The organism is Sulfurimonas sp., assembly GCF_029027585.1.
Classification (GTDB): Bacteria; Campylobacterota; Campylobacteria; order Campylobacterales; family Sulfurimonadaceae; genus Sulfurimonas.
In genome coordinates this window covers 1,347,527-1,367,496 of record NZ_CP093397.1, presented here as the reverse complement: position 1 = coordinate 1,367,496, position 19,970 = coordinate 1,347,527, and the positions used below count along the sequence as shown (strand labels likewise).

Annotated in this window: 23 protein-coding genes; 7 read left to right on the top strand and 16 right to left on the bottom strand. The window is 32.7% G+C overall.

Annotation, left to right across the window (positions count from 1 at the left end; translation table 11 throughout):
* Positions 1–14: 14 nt before the first annotated feature.
* The 4 genes from MOV50_RS07055 to MOV50_RS07040 form a co-directional block, all read right to left on the bottom strand.
* Positions 15–2,021 carry a winged helix-turn-helix domain-containing protein gene (locus MOV50_RS07055; RefSeq protein ID WP_321777209.1) on the bottom strand — a complete coding sequence of 669 codons (2,007 nt, stop codon included), beginning with the start codon at positions 2,019–2,021 and terminating at the stop codon, positions 15–17.
* The gene (locus tag MOV50_RS07050) at positions 2,008–3,174 is read right to left on the bottom strand and encodes an ATP-binding protein (RefSeq protein ID WP_321777208.1); all 1,167 of its coding nucleotides are present in this window, start codon (positions 3,172–3,174) and stop codon (positions 2,008–2,010) included. Before MOV50_RS07050 ends, MOV50_RS07055 begins: the two co-directional genes overlap by 14 nt.
* 143 nt (positions 3,175–3,317) lie before the next feature.
* On the bottom strand, positions 3,318–4,292 hold the full coding sequence (locus MOV50_RS07045) for an iron-sulfur cluster assembly scaffold protein (protein WP_321777207.1): 975 nt from the start codon (positions 4,290–4,292) through the stop codon (positions 3,318–3,320).
* A gap of 135 nt (positions 4,293–4,427) precedes the next feature.
* Positions 4,428–5,642 carry a NifS family cysteine desulfurase gene (locus MOV50_RS07040; protein ID WP_321777206.1) on the bottom strand — a complete coding sequence of 405 codons (1,215 nt, stop codon included), beginning with the start codon at positions 5,640–5,642 and terminating at the stop codon, positions 4,428–4,430.
* 222 nt (positions 5,643–5,864) lie between these two features.
* Here MOV50_RS07040 and MOV50_RS07035 point away from each other — a divergent pair, with 222 nt between their 5' ends.
* From MOV50_RS07035 to MOV50_RS07005, 7 genes are all read left to right on the top strand, one after another.
* The gene (locus MOV50_RS07035; protein WP_321777205.1) at positions 5,865–6,374 is read left to right on the top strand and encodes a hypothetical protein; all 510 of its coding nucleotides are present in this window, start codon (positions 5,865–5,867) and stop codon (positions 6,372–6,374) included.
* 77 nt (positions 6,375–6,451) lie between these two features.
* The gene (locus tag MOV50_RS07030; RefSeq protein WP_321777204.1) at positions 6,452–7,714 is read left to right on the top strand and encodes a 3-isopropylmalate dehydratase large subunit; all 1,263 of its coding nucleotides are present in this window, start codon (positions 6,452–6,454) and stop codon (positions 7,712–7,714) included.
* Positions 7,715–7,774: 60 nt separating this feature from the next.
* The gene (locus MOV50_RS07025) at positions 7,775–8,851 is read left to right on the top strand and encodes an OmpA family protein (protein ID WP_321777203.1); all 1,077 of its coding nucleotides are present in this window, start codon (positions 7,775–7,777) and stop codon (positions 8,849–8,851) included.
* The gene (gene mobA, locus MOV50_RS07020) at positions 8,852–9,424 is read left to right on the top strand and encodes a molybdenum cofactor guanylyltransferase MobA (RefSeq protein ID WP_321777202.1); all 573 of its coding nucleotides are present in this window, start codon (positions 8,852–8,854) and stop codon (positions 9,422–9,424) included.
* Positions 9,425–9,464: 40 nt separating this feature from the next.
* Positions 9,465–9,935, top strand: a complete 471-nt coding sequence (gene moaC / locus MOV50_RS07015; RefSeq protein ID WP_321777201.1) for a cyclic pyranopterin monophosphate synthase MoaC — start codon at positions 9,465–9,467, stop codon at positions 9,933–9,935.
* Positions 9,916–10,224, top strand: coding sequence for a DUF493 domain-containing protein (locus tag MOV50_RS07010; protein WP_321777200.1), 309 nt, complete (start codon positions 9,916–9,918; stop codon positions 10,222–10,224). The genes moaC and MOV50_RS07010 overlap by 20 nt, the downstream gene beginning before the upstream one ends.
* Before the next feature lie 16 nt (positions 10,225–10,240).
* Positions 10,241–11,299, top strand: coding sequence for a DUF6781 family protein (locus MOV50_RS07005; protein WP_321777199.1), 1,059 nt, complete (start codon positions 10,241–10,243; stop codon positions 11,297–11,299).
* A 1-nt stretch (position 11,300) separates the two neighbouring features.
* On the opposite strand, the gene MOV50_RS07000 is transcribed toward MOV50_RS07005, so the two are convergent.
* The 12 genes from MOV50_RS07000 to rnc all read right to left on the bottom strand — a co-directional run bounded on the left by MOV50_RS07000 (position 11,301) and on the right by rnc (position 19,958).
* A complete protein-coding gene (locus MOV50_RS07000; RefSeq protein ID WP_321777198.1) occupies positions 11,301–12,284 on the bottom strand; it encodes a hypothetical protein in 984 nt (327 codons plus the stop codon).
* Between the two features lie 4 nt (positions 12,285–12,288).
* Positions 12,289–13,239, bottom strand: a complete 951-nt coding sequence (locus MOV50_RS06995) for a hypothetical protein (RefSeq protein WP_321777197.1) — start codon at positions 13,237–13,239, stop codon at positions 12,289–12,291.
* 45 nt (positions 13,240–13,284) lie between these two features.
* Complete coding sequence (locus tag MOV50_RS06990) at positions 13,285–13,719, bottom strand: MOSC domain-containing protein (RefSeq protein ID WP_321777196.1); 435 nt, start codon at positions 13,717–13,719, stop codon at positions 13,285–13,287.
* Positions 13,719–14,207 carry a thioredoxin family protein gene (locus MOV50_RS06985; RefSeq protein ID WP_321777195.1) on the bottom strand — a complete coding sequence of 163 codons (489 nt, stop codon included), beginning with the start codon at positions 14,205–14,207 and terminating at the stop codon, positions 13,719–13,721. The genes MOV50_RS06990 and MOV50_RS06985 overlap by 1 nt, the downstream gene beginning before the upstream one ends.
* Before the next feature lie 33 nt (positions 14,208–14,240).
* On the bottom strand, positions 14,241–14,555 hold the full coding sequence (gene soxZ / locus MOV50_RS06980) for a thiosulfate oxidation carrier complex protein SoxZ (protein ID WP_321777194.1): 315 nt from the start codon (positions 14,553–14,555) through the stop codon (positions 14,241–14,243).
* 38 nt (positions 14,556–14,593) lie between these two features.
* Positions 14,594–15,046 (bottom strand): thiosulfate oxidation carrier protein SoxY, encoded by a 453-nt coding sequence (locus MOV50_RS06975; protein ID WP_321777193.1) that lies wholly within the window; start codon positions 15,044–15,046, stop codon positions 14,594–14,596.
* 13 nt (positions 15,047–15,059) lie between these two features.
* Positions 15,060–16,199, bottom strand: coding sequence for a c-type cytochrome (locus tag MOV50_RS06970; protein ID WP_321777192.1), 1,140 nt, complete (start codon positions 16,197–16,199; stop codon positions 15,060–15,062).
* Positions 16,180–17,475: a sulfite dehydrogenase gene (gene soxC / locus MOV50_RS06965; RefSeq protein ID WP_321777191.1), complete on the bottom strand. Its 1,296-nt coding sequence runs from the start codon at positions 17,473–17,475 to the stop codon at positions 16,180–16,182. Before soxC ends, MOV50_RS06970 begins: the two co-directional genes overlap by 20 nt.
* A 246-nt stretch (positions 17,476–17,721) precedes the next feature.
* A complete protein-coding gene (locus tag MOV50_RS06960) occupies positions 17,722–17,994 on the bottom strand; it encodes a hypothetical protein (protein ID WP_321777190.1) in 273 nt (90 codons plus the stop codon).
* Positions 17,991–18,212 carry a hypothetical protein gene (locus tag MOV50_RS06955; RefSeq protein ID WP_321777189.1) on the bottom strand — a complete coding sequence of 74 codons (222 nt, stop codon included), beginning with the start codon at positions 18,210–18,212 and terminating at the stop codon, positions 17,991–17,993. The genes MOV50_RS06960 and MOV50_RS06955 overlap by 4 nt, the downstream gene beginning before the upstream one ends.
* Positions 18,187–19,278 carry a chorismate synthase gene (gene aroC / locus MOV50_RS06950; RefSeq protein ID WP_321777188.1) on the bottom strand — a complete coding sequence of 364 codons (1,092 nt, stop codon included), beginning with the start codon at positions 19,276–19,278 and terminating at the stop codon, positions 18,187–18,189. The genes MOV50_RS06955 and aroC overlap by 26 nt, the downstream gene beginning before the upstream one ends.
* Positions 19,275–19,958, bottom strand: a complete 684-nt coding sequence (rnc, locus tag MOV50_RS06945) for a ribonuclease III (protein ID WP_321777187.1) — start codon at positions 19,956–19,958, stop codon at positions 19,275–19,277. Before rnc ends, aroC begins: the two co-directional genes overlap by 4 nt.
* Positions 19,959–19,970 lie beyond the last annotated feature (12 nt).

The following is a 19,970-nucleotide window of genomic DNA, read 5'->3' as shown; positions in this document are numbered from 1 at the left end:
TGCTTGATAAAAATTTAAACAGCATACTTCTTTTTATAAACTTCTATCTCTTTAAGAACTTCATCTACACTCTCTTTAAGTTCGCTTCCCATCTTCTTTATCTCATGTGGGAAATCATCTTGCATTAGTGTCATCAATGCATACCAAATTGGTTTGTATCTCTCTTTTAGTTGATACTCTGGCATCTCTAGGAATTTTTTTGCTTGGTAGTATTGTCCTTTTGAGATAAGAAGTCTTAAATAATTACTAACAGTAACAAAAATTTCACTTTTTATTAAATTTATAAAAATTTCATAACTATCTGAATATTTTTCATTCCATAACAAAGCAATAGCCAATTGATATTTATTATTAGGATCATCTTTTATATAACTATTACTCAATAATAGTTCAAGTGATTTATTTGCATTAATTCCTTGTAAAAAATATAATCCTGATAAGGTACCTTGTACTGCAACAAAACCTTTTTTTACTCCTGATAAAAGATATTTTTCTGCATTTTTATACTCACCTTTTAACATATAAAAGCTACCAATTAGTGAAATTACATATTTACTATTTTTATTAGATTTCAATAAAATATTGAGTCCCATATCTATTTGATTCTTAGTTAAAAAATTTAATGCTTTATCCACTACATCTTTATCAGATACTGAAAGTTCCTCACTAAGTACAGAATTCATGTTTTGAAGATATTTTTTAGTTTCTAGCATTAATGTTGATCCAACCTCCATATCTAGTTCAAGGTAGCTATATGCCTCAGCCATATTAAATGCAAAAGATGAACTTATTCCACCTTTTTTAACTCTACTTATAAACTTAACCGCTCTCTCTTCTAGTTCTTCTTGTGTACACCAAGTCTCCAAAAACTTAACAAGCCACTCAACTCTCTGTCTATCTTTTTTACGACCAAAACGCATAAGATACCAGATGTTAAAAAATCTCTCTTTTATCTTGTATATCTTATTTTTCCCTATGGACTCTGACTCAACTATCTCATACTTTTCAAGTTTTTTTAGTTGAGCTGAGACTGACTTACTTGATTCTCTAGTCTTTTTAGCTATCTCACTTGTTAGCATCCCATCCCAGTTTATTGCAATTGTATGAACTATCTCTTGAAGTCCTGAGGGTAAATCATCCATTCGATGTTTATAAAGAGGTGTAGCCTCATCTAGTATTTTAAGTAAATCATCAAAAGCATTTCCCTCTTCATCTAAAAATATATCAAACAGCATCACTAAAGTTCTAGGAACTCCCCCTGTTATTCTTCTTAGTGTTTCTATTCTAGCGGGAGAGTTTTCTATAACATTTTGTATCTTCTCTTTTTGCTCATCTCTTGCGATGCTAAGTAAAAACTCCCTACTCTCTTTTGCGTTTAAACTTTTTAGTTTTATGATTTTAAAGTACTCATAAAAAGCTTTAGAGTAATCATGATGATGCTCTAGCATCTTAGTAGAACCACCAACTATACGAAAGATAGACGAACTTATAAGAATCTCCCTTAATCGTCTTTGCTCTTTTTCACTAAGTTTACCTATCAACTCATCTAGATTATCTATAAGTAAGAGAAGTTTTTTTCCTTTAGTTTTTACAACTGACTCCAAATAAGAAAAACATTGTAAATCATAATCATCATCTTCAAAATGCTTTTCCATATCGTCTAATATAGTGCTAAATTCATCTTCATATAAAGTCTGAAGATACTCAGCAACTTCTTCCCATAACCTACACAAAGAACGAATTTGATACTGTTCTTCCGCAAACTTTATAGGTAATAAAAATTTAGACAGTTCATCATCATTTTTAACTTCTATCTGTAGTTTTCTTAGCAGTGTTGTTTTTCCTTGTCCTCTTTGACCTATGATTATGTAGTGCTGATTTGTATTGCTATCATCTGATGACTTTAAATCTTCAAAAATATCATTAAACACATCTTCTCTGACAACAAACCTATCTAAAAACTCATCTTCACTCATCTCATCTGGAGTGTATTTATATCTTACATAATTAGTTTGCAACATTTTTATTCCACCATTGTCTTAGTATTGGAGAGTTGTATCTATAAATTTTTGGATTTTCATTATTATTGATATAGCCATCATAAATCAAAGTACGAAGCATATCTTTAGCTTCATCTTCATTTAGTGAATGCTTAGTAGCTATGTTTATTATCTGCGATGAGTCCATAGTGTTGCTTTCAGATATTATATTTAATATCTCTTTAGTAAAAAGATACTCATCATTAGAAAAAGACTCTCTCAACTTAGTCTGCCAAGATTCAAAATAATTTCTATGTTCCAATGCTTTATCAATAGCTTCATCAATTACATCCTCATTTAGTAATCTATTCGTATTCTCTCTTGATAATATTTTCAACTCTTGAATTAATAACTGGATATAAAAAGGTATAAGCCATTCTATCTTTTGTAAAAAGTACTTTATAGCATTTTCACTCATTTTTATTTTTACACTTGAACATAGTTGACTTGTGAATTTATAAGCTTCTGCTTCGATTAGGGGGAGTACTTTTATGCTATTTAAATCATTGATTATTTTAATAGAGTTTATTTTAGAAACAACACTCTCTAAACCAATAGAACCAGCATATATAAATGTTACTTTATTAGATATATTAGGATTTTGTCTTAGAGTACGGTGTGCTTTTAAAAGAGAATTTGCATTTTTTACATCTTCATACTTTATGATATTTTCAATAGTCTGTGCAAACTCATCTATCATAATAATTAATTTTTTATCTATATCTAAATCTTTGACTACTTTCTCAAATGCTACTGCATAATCAAGAGTTTGACCATCTCCAAACTCTACTCCAGATATAGATACCTTTTTTATCTTTAGATTTTTAAATTGTTCATATAAAACTTTTGATTTTGATTTTAATTTATTTATAAAATCTTCTTCTATCATTGCATTAAATAGTTTATGCCAAAATTCATTCTCATTATCTGCAGATTCTGTGTCAATATAGATGACTATATAGCCGTCTTTTGGTTCATCCTTAATCTTATGCATGATGGATGTTTTACCAACTCTTCTTGGAGCTACAAGAAGAAGATGGCTACCAGAATCTATAGCATCCCAAATACTTTCTAGCTCTATTTTTCTATCCCAAAAATCATTACCTCTGACAACTTGTCCAACGCAGTTTTTCATAACTAAATCCTCTTGACAATTTTTCTGTTGTCATTATATCTGACAATTTTTCTGTTGTCAAGAAAAAAATAGAGTCTGAATTTAAAAGTAAAATTTAGGAGTTGAAAAATTAGTGAGGAAATTTAATAGCGGAGAACCCGCTATTAAATAGGTAAAACGCGGATATTTTTAGAAAGTTTTTCTTTTAAAGTTGACTCGATTGCATAAAGTGTACCTGTTGAACTTGACGCACAGCCATTACAAGCACCTAAGTAACGAATATAAATATCAATATGCTCATCACTATTTTTAATATCTATTACTTCCATATCTCCGCCGTCCATTACTAAGAATTGACGAACACTCTCATCAATAACAGCATCTACTGCTTTGATTTGTTGAACTAAAGTCATAGCGGAAAAGTTACCATCTGCACCAGCATCTGCTGCTGCTTTCATTTTCTCTTCATCCATTTCTTTTCTTGTATCTCTAAGAATATCTACTAAATAATACTCTCTACTTTCATGTCCCCCTGGCTTAATACAGCTCTTACAAAAACCACCAGCTTTTGTATAGTCGGTAATCTGCTCAATTGTTGTTAAATCATTTAAACGGATTACTTCTTGAAGTGTCCCAAGACTAACTCTTGCACATTCACAAACTATGATTTCATCTTCAAAACTCTCGGAATCTACACCTAAGTAAAGACCTGCTGCTTTTTTGATAACATCATAAGCCATAACAGAACAGTGCATTTTTTGCGGTGGAACTGCTGGTGTTTCAGGGTCATCACGAAGAGCCATTTCAACATCAATATTTGTAATTTTTACAGCTTCTTGAACTGTTTTACCAATACAAAGTTCAGTCATTACATCACTAGATGCGATAGCTGTACCACATCCAAAAGATTTAAATTTTGAATTTACTATTTTGTCTGTTTTAGGGTCTATTTCCCAGTAAAGACGAACAGCATCTCCACATGATTCTGCACCAAAATCAGCAACAATAAGTTTGTTACCTCTTTGCTCTGCTTCTGCTTCAAAGATTTCTCCTTGGTGCTGAGGGTTGTTCATAAGAGTTGTAACTTTATCTGAGTACGCGTCCCAAAGGCTTTCGCCTAACATATCACTTTTTGCCATTTCGTATCCTTCTTTTAAATTTCTTTTCTGCTTCGCAGAAGCTAGCTTTAGTGCCTTAGCGGCTAGCGCAGAGAGTTGGGCTTTTGCTCAATTCTCGTTATAAATAGATGTAGGTGCCATTAATTGCTTTAGCAATTAATGGTGATGAAGCTCACATTCTTGAACTTCACCACCTTTAGTTGGTTGCTGTTTTGCAAATGAGCTTGAAATAGCTCTTAATCTTGTAACTGCACCTTTAAAATGAGCGATTGTATAATCAATTTCTTCATCTGTTGTAAAACGAGAAAGACTTAATCTTATACCCGTATGAGCCAGTTCATTATCAGCACCGATTGCAAGCATAACAGTGTTAGCTTCCAAATCTTCACTTGCACAAGCCGAACCTGTTGCAGCACCTATTGCACCGTTATTTAAGTCCCAAAGCATACCTTCTCCTTCAACTCCACGAATCGAGATTAAGATAGTATTTGGAGTACGGTTCCATCTATCACCAACAACAAAAGTATCACTGAGTTCAAGTAGAGCGTCTTCTAAACGATCTCTTTTTTCTCTGATTTTTGCACCTGTTATCTCTATATCTTTAGTAGCAAGCTCTATTGCTTCACCCATACCAACTATAAGAGGAACATTTAAAGTACCTGAACGACGACCTCCCATATGCTCTCCACCATGTAAAAGTGGAGTTAATGCTTGAGAATCTTTAATATATAAAGCACCTACACCTTTTGGACCATGAAACTTATGAGCAGACATACTTACAAAATCAATATTTGTAGCTTGTAAATCAACTCTTATTTTACCAATGGCTTGAACAGCATCTGAGTGAAAAAGAACATCTTTTTCTTTACAAATCTCTCCAATCTCTTTAATAGGAAAAAGCATTCCTGTTTCATTTGAAGCCCACATAATAGAAACTAAAGCTGTTTTATCTGTTATAAAATCTTTTACAGTTTGAGCTTCAACTATACCTTGATCATTTACAGGAAGGTAAGTGACTTTTACACCTTGTTCTTCCAAGAACTTACAGGTTGAAAGAATGGAAGGATGTTCAACTTCTGTTGTTACGATATGATTTTTATCTCCGTTTACTATCTTGTCTGTAAAGATAGACTGTAAAACCCAGTTGTTTGACTCTGTTGCACATGATGTAAAAACTATATCATCATTATCACTAGCATTTAGAGCTGTATATACTTGGTCTATTGCTTTGCTTAAAGCTGGGTGTGGTGCGGTTCCATATTTGTGAAGTGAGTTGGGGTTACCATACATTTCACTAAAAAATGGTTGCATCACTTCTACAACTTTTTGGTCAACCATCGTTGTAGCATTATTATCTAAATATACTTGCATTTTTTACCTCATTTTTAAACAGGACAGATTTTGTCTTGTTTTACTTTTGACATAATAATAGGTTTGTTATTACGATATGCTTAAGCCAAAACAACTTGTTTGGTATTTTAAGGTTGAATTTTAATTTGATACTTAGATATTATAAGCATATACGCAACTAAATAATGTATAATGTCATAACTAAAACAATAAAAAATATACAAAAAAGAGAGTTCATAAAATATGTGTAATTTTAATAAACAAGATGAAGATGCAAAACTGCTTATCCATATGCTGTTGAGTAAATGTGCCCAAAATGTTGGTGGAGCAAACTTTTTACTTGGACTTATCGAAGCTATGAAAAAGAACAAGCCAAATCCACTTACGCATAAAGGCACTAAAATTAATTCTGAGCATCTAAGCATAACATGGAATAAAACCGTTTTTAAAGATAAGCTTGATATCTTAGAAGAAGTTATACATTCTCACAAAAGTGACGAAGGTCAAAACTTTAATATTTTAGAAAATGACAATGCTAAAAAAAGTAAAAAAATTCTAAATATGGTTAAAACTTTATCTCCCATCACTTTTGTTGTAACCCCGCAGAATCCAGAAAATGGTACTGGCTTTGATTTTAAAATTTTTGAATCTATTGAAGATAATTGTGTAAAACTAAATCCTATCTTTGTAGCAATGTTATTTTGTTCAACAGAGTACACTAAAAAAGCGTTAAAGTATGTGCCAAAAAGCTAACTCTACAAAACCTACAAAGTAAACTTAAACCTTAGATGCTATAATCGCGTCATTAATTATACATTCAAAGGTTCATTATGGCTCAAACTATAACAGAAAAAATATTCTCCGAGCATGTCGGCAAAGAAGTTTTTGCGGGAGAAATTATTCGCTCAAACATCGACATGGTTATCGGAAACGATATAACGACTCCCATCTCAATAAAAGCATTTGAAGATAGTGGAGCAGAGGTTTTAGCAAATCCTGATGGATTTTCAATCGTTCTTGACCATTTCATTCCTGCAAAAGATATTGCATCTGCAAACCAAGCTAGAATCTCTCGTGACTTTGCAAAAAAGCATAAACTTAAAAATTTTTTTGATGAAAAAGATATGGGAATCGAACATGCACTTTTACCGGAAAAAGGACTTGTTGTTCCTGGTGATGTAATCATCGGTGCAGATTCACATACTTGTACACATGGTGCTTTAGGAGCATTTTCAACAGGTATGGGTTCAACTGACTTAGCATTTGCAATGATTAGCGGAGGAAACTGGTTTAAAGTTCCTGAATCTATAAAAGTAAACCTAAGTGGAAAACCAAAAGCTCATACAACTGGTAAAGATATTATTTTAGAAATTATTCGTATGCTTGGTGTTGATGGAGCCTTGTATCAAACACTAGAATTTACTGGTTCTACAATAGAATATCTAAATATGGATGATAGATTTTCTATGTGTAATATGGCAATTGAAGCTGGAGCAAAAAGTGGAATAATTGCTTATGATGATGTAACTAAAGAGTTTCTTGCGGATAAGAACTTAGCTAGAGAACCTCGTATTCACTACTCTGATGAAGATGCTTCTTATGTAAGAGTATTAGAAATCGATGTTGCTAATCTTGAACCTGTTATAGCTTACCCATTTTTACCATCCAATGGGCATCCAATTAGCAAAGCAGTAAAAGATAAGATCAAAATTGACCAAGCTTTTATAGGTAGCTGTACAAATGGTCGTTTAGGTGATTTAAAAATTGCAGCAGAGATACTAAAGGGCAAGAGAGTTCATGAAGATGTTCGCCTAATTGTAACTCCTGCAACTCAAAGAATTTTAAAAGAAGCATATAGACTTGGATATATGGATATCATCATAGATGCAGGCGGAGTTGTTTCAAACCCAACCTGTGGAGCTTGTCTTGGTGGATATATGGGGATACTTGGAGATAATGAAGTAGCAGTTTCAACAACTAACCGTAACTTTGTAGGACGCATGGGTTCAAGAAGTTCTAAAGTATATCTTGCAAACTCTGCTGTTGCTGCAACTTCTGCAATCATTGGTTACATAAGTGACCCAAGAGTTTAATAAACTCACGAGTTACTCACTAATTATAGATATAATTTTTTAAAAATAAAAAGGACAAACTTGAAAAGATTACTTATAATTCCAGCTCTTCTATTTGGAAGCGTAGCTTTAGCTACTGATTACAACTATGAGGTAACACCTCTTATTGGCTATAACATTGCTGAGGGCAATATCGATTTGGATAACTATGCAGTTTTTGGTGCAGAGGTTCAATACAATGGCTTAGACTCTGTTATAAAACCTGAACTATCTATCTTTTACTCTAAAGCAGATTATAATACTATTAGTAAAGATACTGATGTTTATAGATTTGCTTTAAATGGTGTTTATGAATATGACAAACTAGGTTTTATAACTCCACTTATAAAAGCTGGAGTAGGTTATGAAAGCATGAATGATGGTAGTTATACACATGACACTGGAAATGCAGATAGTGCTTTTGTAGATGCTGGAATTGGTGCTAAAATCCCTTTTACCGACAATATAGCTTTAAAACTTGAAGCTGTTTATATGCTAAAGTATAACGATGCAAGATATGATAATAACTTAATGATTTTAGCTGGTTTAAATATCGCTTTTGGAGCTAAAGCCGACAAAGCAGCACCAGTGGTACAAGCTCAAGTTCAAGAGAAAATAGAAGAAAAACCAGAACCAATCGTTGAAGAAAAAATAGAAGAACAAGTTGTTGCAGCAGTAGCAATTGTTGATTTAGATACTGATAAAGATGGTGTTTTAAACGAAAAAGATATATGTCCAAACACTCCTTTAAACGAAGCAGTAAATAGTGATGGTTGTCCTGCAAAAGTAACTCTAAATGTTAATTTTGAAAATAATTCTGATATTGTAAATCAAGAGTCTTATGACATTATTGAAAAATATGCAGACTTTTTAAACAAGTATGACTCATATGTAGCTAAAATAATTGGTTATACAGATAGTAGAGGAAGTGAAAAATACAACCAACAACTATCAGAAAAACGAGCAAATTCTGTTAAAGGGATGCTACTTGAAAGAGGAGTGCCTGCTAATAGACTCTCATCTCTAGGAATGGGTGAAAATAATCCTATCGCTGACAACTCAACAAGCGAAGGTCGTGCTCAAAATAGAAGAATTGAAGCAGAATTAACAAAACAATAAATGATTGATACACCTTGTATCATCTTTGCGGGTGGAAAAAGTAGCAGAATGAAAGAAGATAAATCTCTTCTTCCTTTTGCTGGCTTTTCTACCCTTGCACAATATCAATACTCTCGCCTTAGTAAAATTTTTAAAACTGTATATATCTCATGTAAAGACAAAAATAAGTTTGACTTTGAAGCAAATTTTATAGAAGATATAAAAACAGATAATATTTTTGCTCCAACTGCTGGATTTGTTACAGTCTTTAAAAAATTAAAAGAAGAGCGTTTTTTTGTACTTAGCGTAGATGCTCCTTTTGTTAGTGAAAAAGAGATTAGTGAAATATTTAGTGCAGATACAAAAAGTACAGATGCTACTATTGCAAAAACAAACTTTGGCATTCACCCAATGTGTGGCATCTACCACTCTTCTTTAGAAACCGATTTTTCTAAAATGCTCCAAGAAGATAATCATAAGCTTGGATTTTTACTAAAGTCATCAAACACTCTCTATGTCAACTTTGATGATGAGATAGCCTTTTGTAATTTAAATCATCCTCATGAATATCAAGAAGCCTTAGACCGTATTTAACCTCAAAACGCTATAATATAAAAAAATATAAAGATTAAACATGAATTTAACACATTTAGATGAAAACCAAAGACCTAAGATGGTCGATGTAAGCGACAAAGACAATACAACAAGAGTTGCTGTAGCCTCAGGTATAATAGAGATGAGTCAAGATGCTTATGATGCAATAGTAAGCGAGAAAACAAAAAAAGGACCTGTTTTACAAACTGCTGTAATCGCAGCGATTATGGGTGTTAAAAAAACAAGCGAACTAATCCCTATGTGTCATCCATTAAATCTTAGTGGTATAAACTGTGATGTTGAAGAACTTCCTGAACTTCCTGGATTTAAACTAAGTGTAACAGCCAAACTAACAGGGCAAACTGGCGTAGAAATGGAAGCGCTTACAGGAACTAGTATCGGTTTGCTAACAATCTATGATATGGTTAAAGCCATAGATAAGGGTATGATTATCCGTAATGTTCAACTAGAAAAAAAATCAGGAGGTAAAAGTGGAGATTTTAAACGATAAAAGTGAAAAACTAGAACTCCAATATCCATGTTCTTGGACATATAAGCTTATCTCTTTAGATAAAGAAGCTTTACAAAAAGCCGTTCATGATGTAATTGTGGAAAGAGAACACAAGGTGAATGGCGAAGCCAGAGAAGGTGCCCTGGGGTATACGCTAGTTCACTCTAAAAACTCAAAGGCGGGGAAATATATAAGCATGAGTCTTGACCTACTTGTTCACAATGAAGATGATAGAAACTTTATATATGAAGCTCTAAAAGCTCATCAAAACATAAAAATGGTACTATAAACTTAAGGATTTTAAAATGGATATAGAAAAAATAAACAGTGATTTAACTACCGCTTATAATCATAGATTTAAAAGTATTGATAAAAGAGTAAAACATGCGATGGATTATCTAAATGATGATTTAAACCTTGAACTAAATAAATTAAATTTGAGTGAGATTAAAGGTATTGCAATAACTATTTTAGATATTGAAACATCATCACTAAAAAATGATGTTGAATCACTTTTAGCACAAAAAGAAGTTTTAGAAAGAAATTTAGAGAAAAAAGCTCAAGAGCTTCAAGAGTCAAAATATTCAATTTTTAATGCAATTGAAAATTCCCTTGAAAATCAAGAAGATGCATTATCTAAACTACATCAAGTAAAACTTCAATCTATTGACTTATATGATATGCTAAGTGAAATGGTAGAGTCTGCAATCATAACTGCCTTAGAAAAAGACAATGATGGGGACATAACGCAAACAACAGTTGAAGTAATCAAAGATATAACTTACGAAGCTATAAAAGAAGGCTCACTAAATACCATTAGAGTAAGAAAAATCCTATCAACTATTTTACAATCTTCCATAGATATTGCAGAAGCAACGCCAACAAAAGCAGATGAAATTTTAAATGCAACGCTAAGGGGAATGAGAAGTGGTCTTGTTCGTTCTATTGATAGATTTAAAAAACGCTTAGCTTTTATGCCTGTTGAAGCAAAGCACATTCTTATAGAAGACTATGATACTATCATGGAAGATTTAAATCAATCAGATACTCTTTTTTCTCAAGTTGTTCAAAGTAAAGCAAGTGAAAATAACCAAGAAACAAATAAATTACTTGTAGAAATAAATAAAAATATGCGTTATGATTTACAAGAGTTAGTTCATATCTCTAAAGAAACAGCAGACATAATGCGTGATAGATTTTCTAGTTTTGCAAAAACAGCAGTTAAAAAAGCCGATACTGCTATGAAATCTAAAACTGCACAAGAAGCAAAAAGAATGGGTAAACAAGCACTTGAAGTAGCTCGAGTAGCCTTAGGCAGTGCTATAAAAACTGCCAAAGATGCTATTGATAAAGATAAAAAATAATTTATTTGCGAAGTAGTGGATTTCCATTTGCCACTACTTTTGCACCAAGACCTTTTAAAATAGCTGGTATATCTTCATCTAGCTGATTTATATAATTTAGTTTTTTTTGATTTGTAATTCCCAAAGCACTTGCCCAAGCAGATAATGTCGGCATACCAATCACTAATTTATTTTCACCCTCTTTTACATAAATGTACATAGAACAAGGTGCGAAAATCCCAGCAACTGGAAAAGCATCTTTACCATCAAAAACAGTATAAGAATATGGTATATGACACAAGGCATAAGACCAAAAAGATGTGTACATTGGCATGGCATCTTCCTCAGAATAAAAACTCTCTTTTATATTGTAAAAACCAGCGATTACAAAACCTTGTGTTTCAAAAGCAAATTCAAATTTTTCTTGAAATTCTTCTAAAAAATCATCTATATCTTCAGGTTCTTCAAAAGCAATCTCAAAGTGCATCATAGTATTTTTCGCACGACCTTTTACAGGTATATAACTTTTTTTACCGCCAAGTCTTTTTTGTATTAAATCATCAAGTGGTTTAAAAGAAGCTATATATTTTTTATGTATCTCTTTATCTTTAATCTCTAAAATATCTAATATAGCCTCAGGTGTTAAGTGTGCTACTACCGTTACATTATCTGATTTTTTTCTATAGTTTAGGAGATTGAAGGGACTAAACCCACCAAGTCGTGGGTCAATACTTAAAAGTGGACGAACCACCTCTTCATTTAAAATGGATGAAAAACCTATAAGTTCAAGGTCTGTTTTTCCAAACTGAACTTCATAAGCATCATTTACTCTATGGTGGGGGTCATTTAAAAAATAACCTATCTCTCTAAGATCTTTACTTGTAAACTCATTAAATCTTTTATCATTTTGCTTATCAAAAGTATAAACAACTGCAAGATTATCACTCGCAGATGCTAAGCTTAAAAAAACTATACTAAAAATGAAGTTTATTATAAAAAATCTCATTGTATTACTCTATAATTTCCTTGATAATATCCTCAATCATCTTATGCGCCGCACGAAGAGGCTTGATTGATTCTTCATCTTTTATATCCAAAGTAGTAATCCAATTATCTACACCTAACCACCCCATATGCATCTTGTTTTCACCTTTTTTCTTATACAAGTAAAAAGCACAAGGAGCATAAGCACCAGCTTCAGGATGCAACTTTGAAACAGGATAGATTACATCAAATTTACAAACAGAATATGTATCATAAAAATCATAAGCATCATATCCATTAGGCTCAAAAGCTTCATCTACAAGGTTTAGGTAACCTGGCATTAAAAAACCAATAGGCTCCATCTCGCCCTCAAACTCTGCTTCAAAATCTTCTTTTAACTCTTCGATATCTGTATCTGCATCTATCTCAAGTTCCATTGTATATCTTGTTTGAAAAGATTTTTTAGGAAACTGTACTATATGGTTTAATTTTTTGAAGTGTCCTTTTGGCATAGCCGCTCTTAATGCTTTTTCAATAGACTTAGAATAAGCGACTAAATCTGGGTCATCAATAGGAATTTCACCAGCTCTTGCGATACCTGCTAATGTTAATGTGGAAATATTCATAGTTCCTTTGTCTGACCAAATAGACATAGTTAAAGGAGTTAAAAGACCAAAAGTTGGATATTTTTTTAATAGTTTTAAAGTAACCTCTTTATTACGAAACATCGCTAAGTTATATGTTTTGTAGTAAGTATTTTTAAACCTAAGTTTAAAAGGTTTGTTCATATCATTGTTACCATCTATGATTAAACCACTTTTTCCAAATGCTTCGTCTATTGACTTAGCTGTGATTTTGCCGTCTGCATTATTTGATGTAAATACTTGAACACTTTGTGCCGCTGCTCCAAATGCTGATACAGCACTTAAAATTATTGACATAAAAACAATTGTTATGAGATTATTTGTTTTTTTCATTTTTTATCCTTATCTGACATCTAATGCCAATAGTTTAACATAGTTTTAAAACTTAACTATATCACCTTTTTTAATTACTCCGCCATCTATAACCTTAGCAAAAATTCCTCTATCATTTTCAAGAAGTTTTGGCAAAGTTGCATCTACTTTTGCTAAAGAATTACACAGCGTACAGTTTTGAGTTATCTCTAAAATAGTTTGACCGATTTGCAATCTATCTCCAGGAACTAGGTGATAAGGGTTTACATCAAGTAAAATATTCTCACCTAAAGAACTATACACGGCATCTATGCCATTGTCTTTAGCCAAATCATAACTCTCTTTTGAAGTTATTAAGATAGCTCTATTTGGATTATTTGCATAATACTTATCTTCTTTCACACCCTTAGCATCTACTGTTATCTCCGCCTTATTGATTCTATCACTTTGCTCTTTTTTAGAAATAAATAGTTCTAAAACATTTCCAGAATTTTTATTCACTATTTCTCCTCTTTAAATTCAAAGTCATTTTCATAGATTTCAAAATCAACCTTTTTGTATGACTTAGAGTCAATATATTTTAAAATAGTATAAAATACATTTTCATCTTTATAGCCAGGGACAGCATAAACTAACTTTGCATTTTTATCAAAAAACAGAGAAGTTGGATAGAAGTTATAACCAACCGATTTTGCAAAATCTCGTCCACTTCCAATAAAGTCTTTATATCTTACCTTGTCTTTTTCATAAATATTGATATGAACTTCAACAAACTTCTTTTTAAGTAGTGCTTTTACTTTTTCATTGTCTAAAGTAAATTCTTCCATAGTTTGACAATAACCACAACCTGTTTTATGAAGCCATACAAAAAGATGTTTATTAGTTTTAGATGCAGACTTTGCAAGTTTGTTTATATCTATCTCTCTTGATAGAAGTGTAACTTGCAAAAGTAGAGAAAAAAGAAAAATTTTAAATATTATTTTAATCATGATATAAACCTTCCTTCTTTTCTCAAAGTAAAATTACTTGATTTTACCTTTTTTTGTTTCTGTTTTACCTTTACGGTCAACCCATGTAACAATAAGCTTATCTTTCTTTTTAAAAGTTTCACCTTTAAGTTTAAGTTTAAAGATAGGATTTTTAGATAAAAACTGACTTGTTGACATGTCAAATACTGTTTCACCATTAATAGTTCCTGACATATGCGTTATAAAATTAGCATTATCACTATCTCCTGTTTTCTTTTTTGCTTGATTGTATGTAGTCATTGCATGACTTGGTTGTATCGTTACTTTGATGATACCTTTTTTTAATTTTGCTTTTACTCTTATGCCCATAAAATATTCCTTTTATTAATTTAAATTAGTTGAAAGTCTTAACCTTCACATCCACCAAGTGCAACATCTAAACTTCTCTTAGCTGAGTATAGTTTTCCGTCTAAACCTTCTACTACAACTGTAATAGTTCCTGGTTTTCCCATTTTTATTTGAATCTTATAATCAGTAATATCATACTTTGTAACACTATATACAATTACAGCTGCTTCTGGATTTGCATCTTGAAATACAGAAACTGTCTTTGCAGGGATTTTAGTGCTAAATGTTACAGGAACAGCTCCACCACTACTAGCAACATCTGGCGTACTCAATTTAACACCTTTTTCGATTGTAGTTGTAGTTCCATATAGATTTTTAATAGCATCTTCAACCGTATGAGCAGTCCATACTGTTGGTTTTAACTTTCTATAATCCTCTGCTCTTACACTTGCAGGGGCAACAGCTAATACTAAAGCACCTAAAGTTAAACTTAAAAATTTTCTTCTTTCCATCATATTTCCTTTATTATTTACTTTTCTCAATCATATAATCAACTAACAATTTTAGCTCATTATCACTAACACTTGCTCCACCTTTTGCAGGCATACCGTTTAGACCTTCAAGCGCATTTTTTTGAACTGTATCCATACCATTAGTCATAACCTCAGCCCAAGCATCTTTATCACCTGTTACAGGAGCACCCATACCTTCTGCACCATGACAAGGCATACAGTTGTTTTCATAAGATTTCATAACATTAAAACCCATATCTGAAGCTTCTTTTTTAGGTAAATCTTTTGCTACTGACATTGGAGGTAAAAAGTCTTTTATACCACCATTTTGGATGCGTCTTATTTTTGCTGTTGATTTTTGACAATCTTTCATGCAACGCTGAGATACTTCTTTTTTTATTCCGCCAAAATTTGCAGGATTTGCATAATATTTACGCACATCATTAAGAGCATTTGGTCCATCTATGTTTGGCTCAAAACCATCTACATTAGGCATTTTTATTTTTAAGAATTTTTCTCTATCTAAAATATACTCTTCATCAACTTCCTCGCCATCGATTGACATTTCGTTGATATTTAACATATATGCAGTAAGCGCGTATGTTTCATCAACACTTAAAGTTTTTGACTTTGTATGAGGCATACCATCTCTAATGTACCACCACATCGTACTAGCATATGGCCAGTAAGAACCAAAAACACGAGTTGGTCCATCTGCTTCTGGATCTTTCCATCTGTTGTTTGTAAGAGTTTGTTGTAACTCCTCAGCATTTCCTTTAGAAAGAGCAGGATAACCCCCGCCACCTGAGCCAAAATCACCATGACACATAATACACTGTGCCTCATAAATCTCTTCACCATCTTCAACAGAACCACTACCTTCTGGTAAACCTGTTCCATCAGGCATAACATCTTTGTCCCATGCTGCTATTTCATTTGCAGTTGGAATACGCCCATTATTAATTTTCATATTAGCTGATTGCGTATTAACCCAATATGGACCTGTCTTCGAATTTACAACAGGGTAAGACACCCCACCGTCAATATTAATTTTATTAGTTGCCCTTGAATCTGCACTTAATGCTGTTGCAGATAAGGCAAACATTGTACCTACACAAGCAGAAATAATTAATTTACGATCTAATTTGAACATGATTCACTTCTCCTGTAGCTGTTACTTCCCAAGTTTCTACACCATTTCTATGGTAAACTGATTCAACGCCCATAACTGACACTTCTTCATCAATAGTTGGTTGAATATAGCCTGCGTCATCCATAGCGCGCGATGTAAGAAGAAGGGTTTGACCTTTTTTGTATGTGTGCATATAGCTCCATCTCGTCCAAGATTTAGGTAATACCAAACCTTTTAATTTAGCGTTAACATAATTTTTACCACCGTCAAAAGATAAGTCAACAAGAGTAATAGTACCCATACCAGACCACGCAAGTCCTTCAATCTCAACAATATCACCATCTTCAAGATGCGTCCATGGAATTTCTGGAGACGGAGAAACTACTGTTGAGTTTACTTCATTTGCATAAAAATGCTGGATTGCTTTACCACTTGGTTTAAGGGCAGTATATTTAGAAGTTTCTTCTTTTGAATACCAAGGCTCAGCTGCAAATTCTAATCGTTTAAGCCATTTAACACATAAGTTTCCTTCCCAACCTGGAAGAAGAAGTCTAACTGGATAACCTTGTTCAGGGCGAAGAGCTTCACCATTTTGACCCCAAACAATCATAGCATCATCAAAAACTTTATCAACAGGAACAGAGCGACCCATTTCAGAGTTATCACTTCCTTCTGCTAACATCCATCGTGCTTCAGGTTTTAAACCTAAATCTTCAAGAATAGTTTTTATATAAACCCCTGTCCATTCAGCAGAAGCCATAAAACCTTTAGCAAATTGAAGAGAATTAAACTGAGGTCCCCTCCACTCTTGTCCACCATTTGCTGGACACTCAATAAAGTGAGTTCTAGTAATACTTGGATAGCGCTTTAACTGCTCTAGCGTAAGAACAATAGGTTCTTTTACTAAACCATGAATCATTAAACGATACTCTTTAGGGTCAACATGAGCTGTTCCACCATGAGAACGAGAAAAGAAAAGACCATTTGGAGTAATGATACCTTCTGATTCATGAATCGGAGTTACAGCGATAGATGCTCTAAAATTACCAGATGCTAGTAGCTTAGTATTTCTTCTTATGTTGTTATGTTCATATGCAGATGGAATACCGTAACGATTTTTCGTTACTGGATCTCCCCATTTTTGTCCCCATGGAACATGATGCATGATAGCTTTATCATCTTGTGATGCAAAAAGACTTGTTCCAGCAAGGGCAGTTACCCCTAAGGCTGCCGTACGCTTAAAAAAGTCCCTTCTATCAGATAGTTCTAAATCTTGTTGAGATTTTTTATTATCCATTTTTTCTCCTTTATTTAGTTCACTTAAACATCTTAACTTGACATATTATGCCAATTGAATACTTAATGTTAAATTTCTATTAATCTTTATTATACAAAGTAATAGTAACAAAAAAGTGATAAAAAAGTGATATATGGGGAGGAAGGGGATTCTTTGTTACGATTTGACACAGTAAGTTGCTACTTTTTTACTTATAGTCTAATTGATATTATCTTATCTTATGACAAGCATATCTTTCATAAATACTTAGCTTTTTTTTGTTATCCCTAAGACAACGCAAGCACTTTTTTGTTCATCAAAAAAAAATATTATTGTGCAACCTTTATACTCAATATCTTTTATATTTTCATCATCAAAATATATAGATTTTTTATATTTTTTTATCTTGCTTGGCATATTTAAAATTATTGTATCAAGATACATTTTAAAATTTCTTGTTTGTTGATAATCTTGTTGACTAAGAGGCTCTAATATTTCTTTTAATTGTCTTTCATATAATTTTGAAGTTAAAATTTTCACTTTAAATAACTCTCTTTGAACCATATATCTAAATTTTTCATACTTTCAAGATATGGATAAAAATCTTCTCTATCATTTTTGTAGTTTTGCATCTCTTTTGCAAGTAGTTGTTTATTTAATTCAAAATCTTCTTCAACTATTTTAACCTTTTCACGCGGTAATGACTCTACGAACGATTCTATAAATGAATCTTCAATAAGTAGGTGTAAGATTGTCATAATATTTACTCACTCCACTCATAGTTGAACCCATATTTAGAAGCAACATATCCGCTATTACAAGAGCTGCCATTGCTTCACAAACTACTGTTCCTCTTATAGCAACACAAGGGTCATGTCTTCCTTTGAGTGAGAAATCTAACTCTTCATTTGAAGTGTTAACTGTATGCTGTGTTTTAAAGATTGATGGTGTTGGCTTAAAGTAAACATTCATTACAATATCTTCACCATTTGATATGCCACCTAAAATTCCACCCGCATGATTAGACTCAAAACCATTTGCACGAATAGCATCATTATTTGATGAACCAAGAGCAGATGCGCTTAAAACTCCATCTCCAATTTCTACCGCTTTGACTGCATTCAAACCCATCATAGCATCTGCCAAGACACCATCAAGTTTATAATAAAGGGGCTGACCTAAACCAGCGGGGGCACCTTTTATCAAAACTCTAGATACTCCACCAACAGAATCATGGTCATTTTTGGCCTTAAGTATAACATTTTTTTGTTCTTGTTCTTTGGTTTTATCTAAGGCATAAATAATACTCTTTTTTGCCATTTCATAATCAAATGACTCAGCTTTTACACCAGCAACTTCGCTGATTCCACTTAAAACTTCAATATCTAACTCTTTAAGCATTAGTTTTGCAATTGCTCCTGCTGCAACTCTCGCAGCTGTTTCTCTCGCAGATGCACGACCGCCACCACGATAATCTCGAAGGCCATACTTATGAAAATAAGTAAAATCCGCATGACCAGGACGAAAAACATCTTTAATGTTTGTATAATCTTTAGATTTTTGATTTGTATTATAAATAATCATTGCTATTGGAGTACCTGTACTTTTACCTTCAAAAACACCACTTAAAATCTCAACCTCATCAGCTTCTTTTCTAGCAGTTTCAAACTCACTTTTACCAGGTTTTCTACGATCAAGTTCACTTTGAATATATGCTTCATCAATATCAAGCCCCGCAGGAACACCATCGAGCAAACAGCCAATAGCCTTACCATGCGACTCACCAAAAGTGCTATATCTTAACTTCATTCCAAAACTGTTCAATTTGTTTCCTTATTCAAAATCCCAACCGCTATTTTTGCAGATTCTTGTTGAGCTATTTTTTTACTTTTTCCTATGGCTCTTGCATATTCTTTGTCTTGAATGATTACCGCAACTTCAAACTCTTTTAAGTGGTCTGGTCCACGACTTGCAACTACTTTGTACTCAGGGGTTAACCCAAATCTTGATTGTGTCAGTTCTTGAAGAGTTGTTTTAAAGTCACAAAAAAGAGAGTCTAAAGATATCTCTTTGTGATTTTTCTCTATTAATTTTATTGCTATTTCATCAACTACACCCAAACCAGCTTCTAAGTATATTGCACCCATTATAGCTTCAAAAGCATTTGATAAAAGAGAAGATTTTTCTCTTCCTCCATTGTTTTGTTCAGCATTTGAGAGGTATATATACTCTCCTAAACCCAAAGACCTAGCTAGTTTGTCAAAACCTGCTTCATTTACTAAAGATGCTCTAATCTTTGAAAGCTTCCCCTCATCTGATTTTTTAAATTTTTTAAAAAGATACTCACCCACTATGAGGTCTAAAACCGCATCCCCTAAAAACTCCAATCGCTCATTATCGTAGGGCTGTTTATGACTTTTATGTGTCAGCGCTTCGATAATGAGCTTTTTATTCTTAAACTTATAGCCTAGCTTTTCTTCTAAGACTTCAATATTTTTACTCATTAAATTTTTCTC

Coding starts and splice junctions, on each gene's coding strand:
- MOV50_RS07055 (WP_321777209.1), bottom strand. CDS start 2,021: ATGTTGCAAACTAATTATGTAAGATATAAATACACTCCAGATGAGATG.
- MOV50_RS07050 (WP_321777208.1), bottom strand. CDS start 3,174: ATGAAAAACTGCGTTGGACAAGTTGTCAGAGGTAATGATTTTTGGGAT.
- MOV50_RS07045 (WP_321777207.1), bottom strand. CDS start 4,292: ATGGCAAAAAGTGATATGTTAGGCGAAAGCCTTTGGGACGCGTACTCA.
- MOV50_RS07040 (WP_321777206.1), bottom strand. CDS start 5,642: ATGCAAGTATATTTAGATAATAATGCTACAACGATGGTTGACCAAAAA.
- MOV50_RS07035 (WP_321777205.1), top strand. CDS start 5,865: ATGTGTAATTTTAATAAACAAGATGAAGATGCAAAACTGCTTATCCAT.
- MOV50_RS07030 (WP_321777204.1), top strand. CDS start 6,452: ATGGCTCAAACTATAACAGAAAAAATATTCTCCGAGCATGTCGGCAAA.
- mobA (WP_321777202.1), top strand. CDS start 8,852: ATGATTGATACACCTTGTATCATCTTTGCGGGTGGAAAAAGTAGCAGA.
- moaC (WP_321777201.1), top strand. CDS start 9,465: ATGAATTTAACACATTTAGATGAAAACCAAAGACCTAAGATGGTCGAT.
- MOV50_RS07005 (WP_321777199.1), top strand. CDS start 10,241: ATGGATATAGAAAAAATAAACAGTGATTTAACTACCGCTTATAATCAT.
- MOV50_RS07000 (WP_321777198.1), bottom strand. CDS start 12,284: ATGAGATTTTTTATAATAAACTTCATTTTTAGTATAGTTTTTTTAAGC.
- MOV50_RS06995 (WP_321777197.1), bottom strand. CDS start 13,239: ATGAAAAAAACAAATAATCTCATAACAATTGTTTTTATGTCAATAATT.
- MOV50_RS06985 (WP_321777195.1), bottom strand. CDS start 14,207: ATGATTAAAATAATATTTAAAATTTTTCTTTTTTCTCTACTTTTGCAA.
- soxZ (WP_321777194.1), bottom strand. CDS start 14,555: ATGGGCATAAGAGTAAAAGCAAAATTAAAAAAAGGTATCATCAAAGTA.
- MOV50_RS06975 (WP_321777193.1), bottom strand. CDS start 15,046: ATGGAAAGAAGAAAATTTTTAAGTTTAACTTTAGGTGCTTTAGTATTA.
- MOV50_RS06970 (WP_321777192.1), bottom strand. CDS start 16,199: ATGTTCAAATTAGATCGTAAATTAATTATTTCTGCTTGTGTAGGTACA.
- soxC (WP_321777191.1), bottom strand. CDS start 17,475: ATGGATAATAAAAAATCTCAACAAGATTTAGAACTATCTGATAGAAGG.
- MOV50_RS06955 (WP_321777189.1), bottom strand. CDS start 18,212: ATGACAATCTTACACCTACTTATTGAAGATTCATTTATAGAATCGTTC.
- rnc (WP_321777187.1), bottom strand. CDS start 19,958: ATGAGTAAAAATATTGAAGTCTTAGAAGAAAAGCTAGGCTATAAGTTT.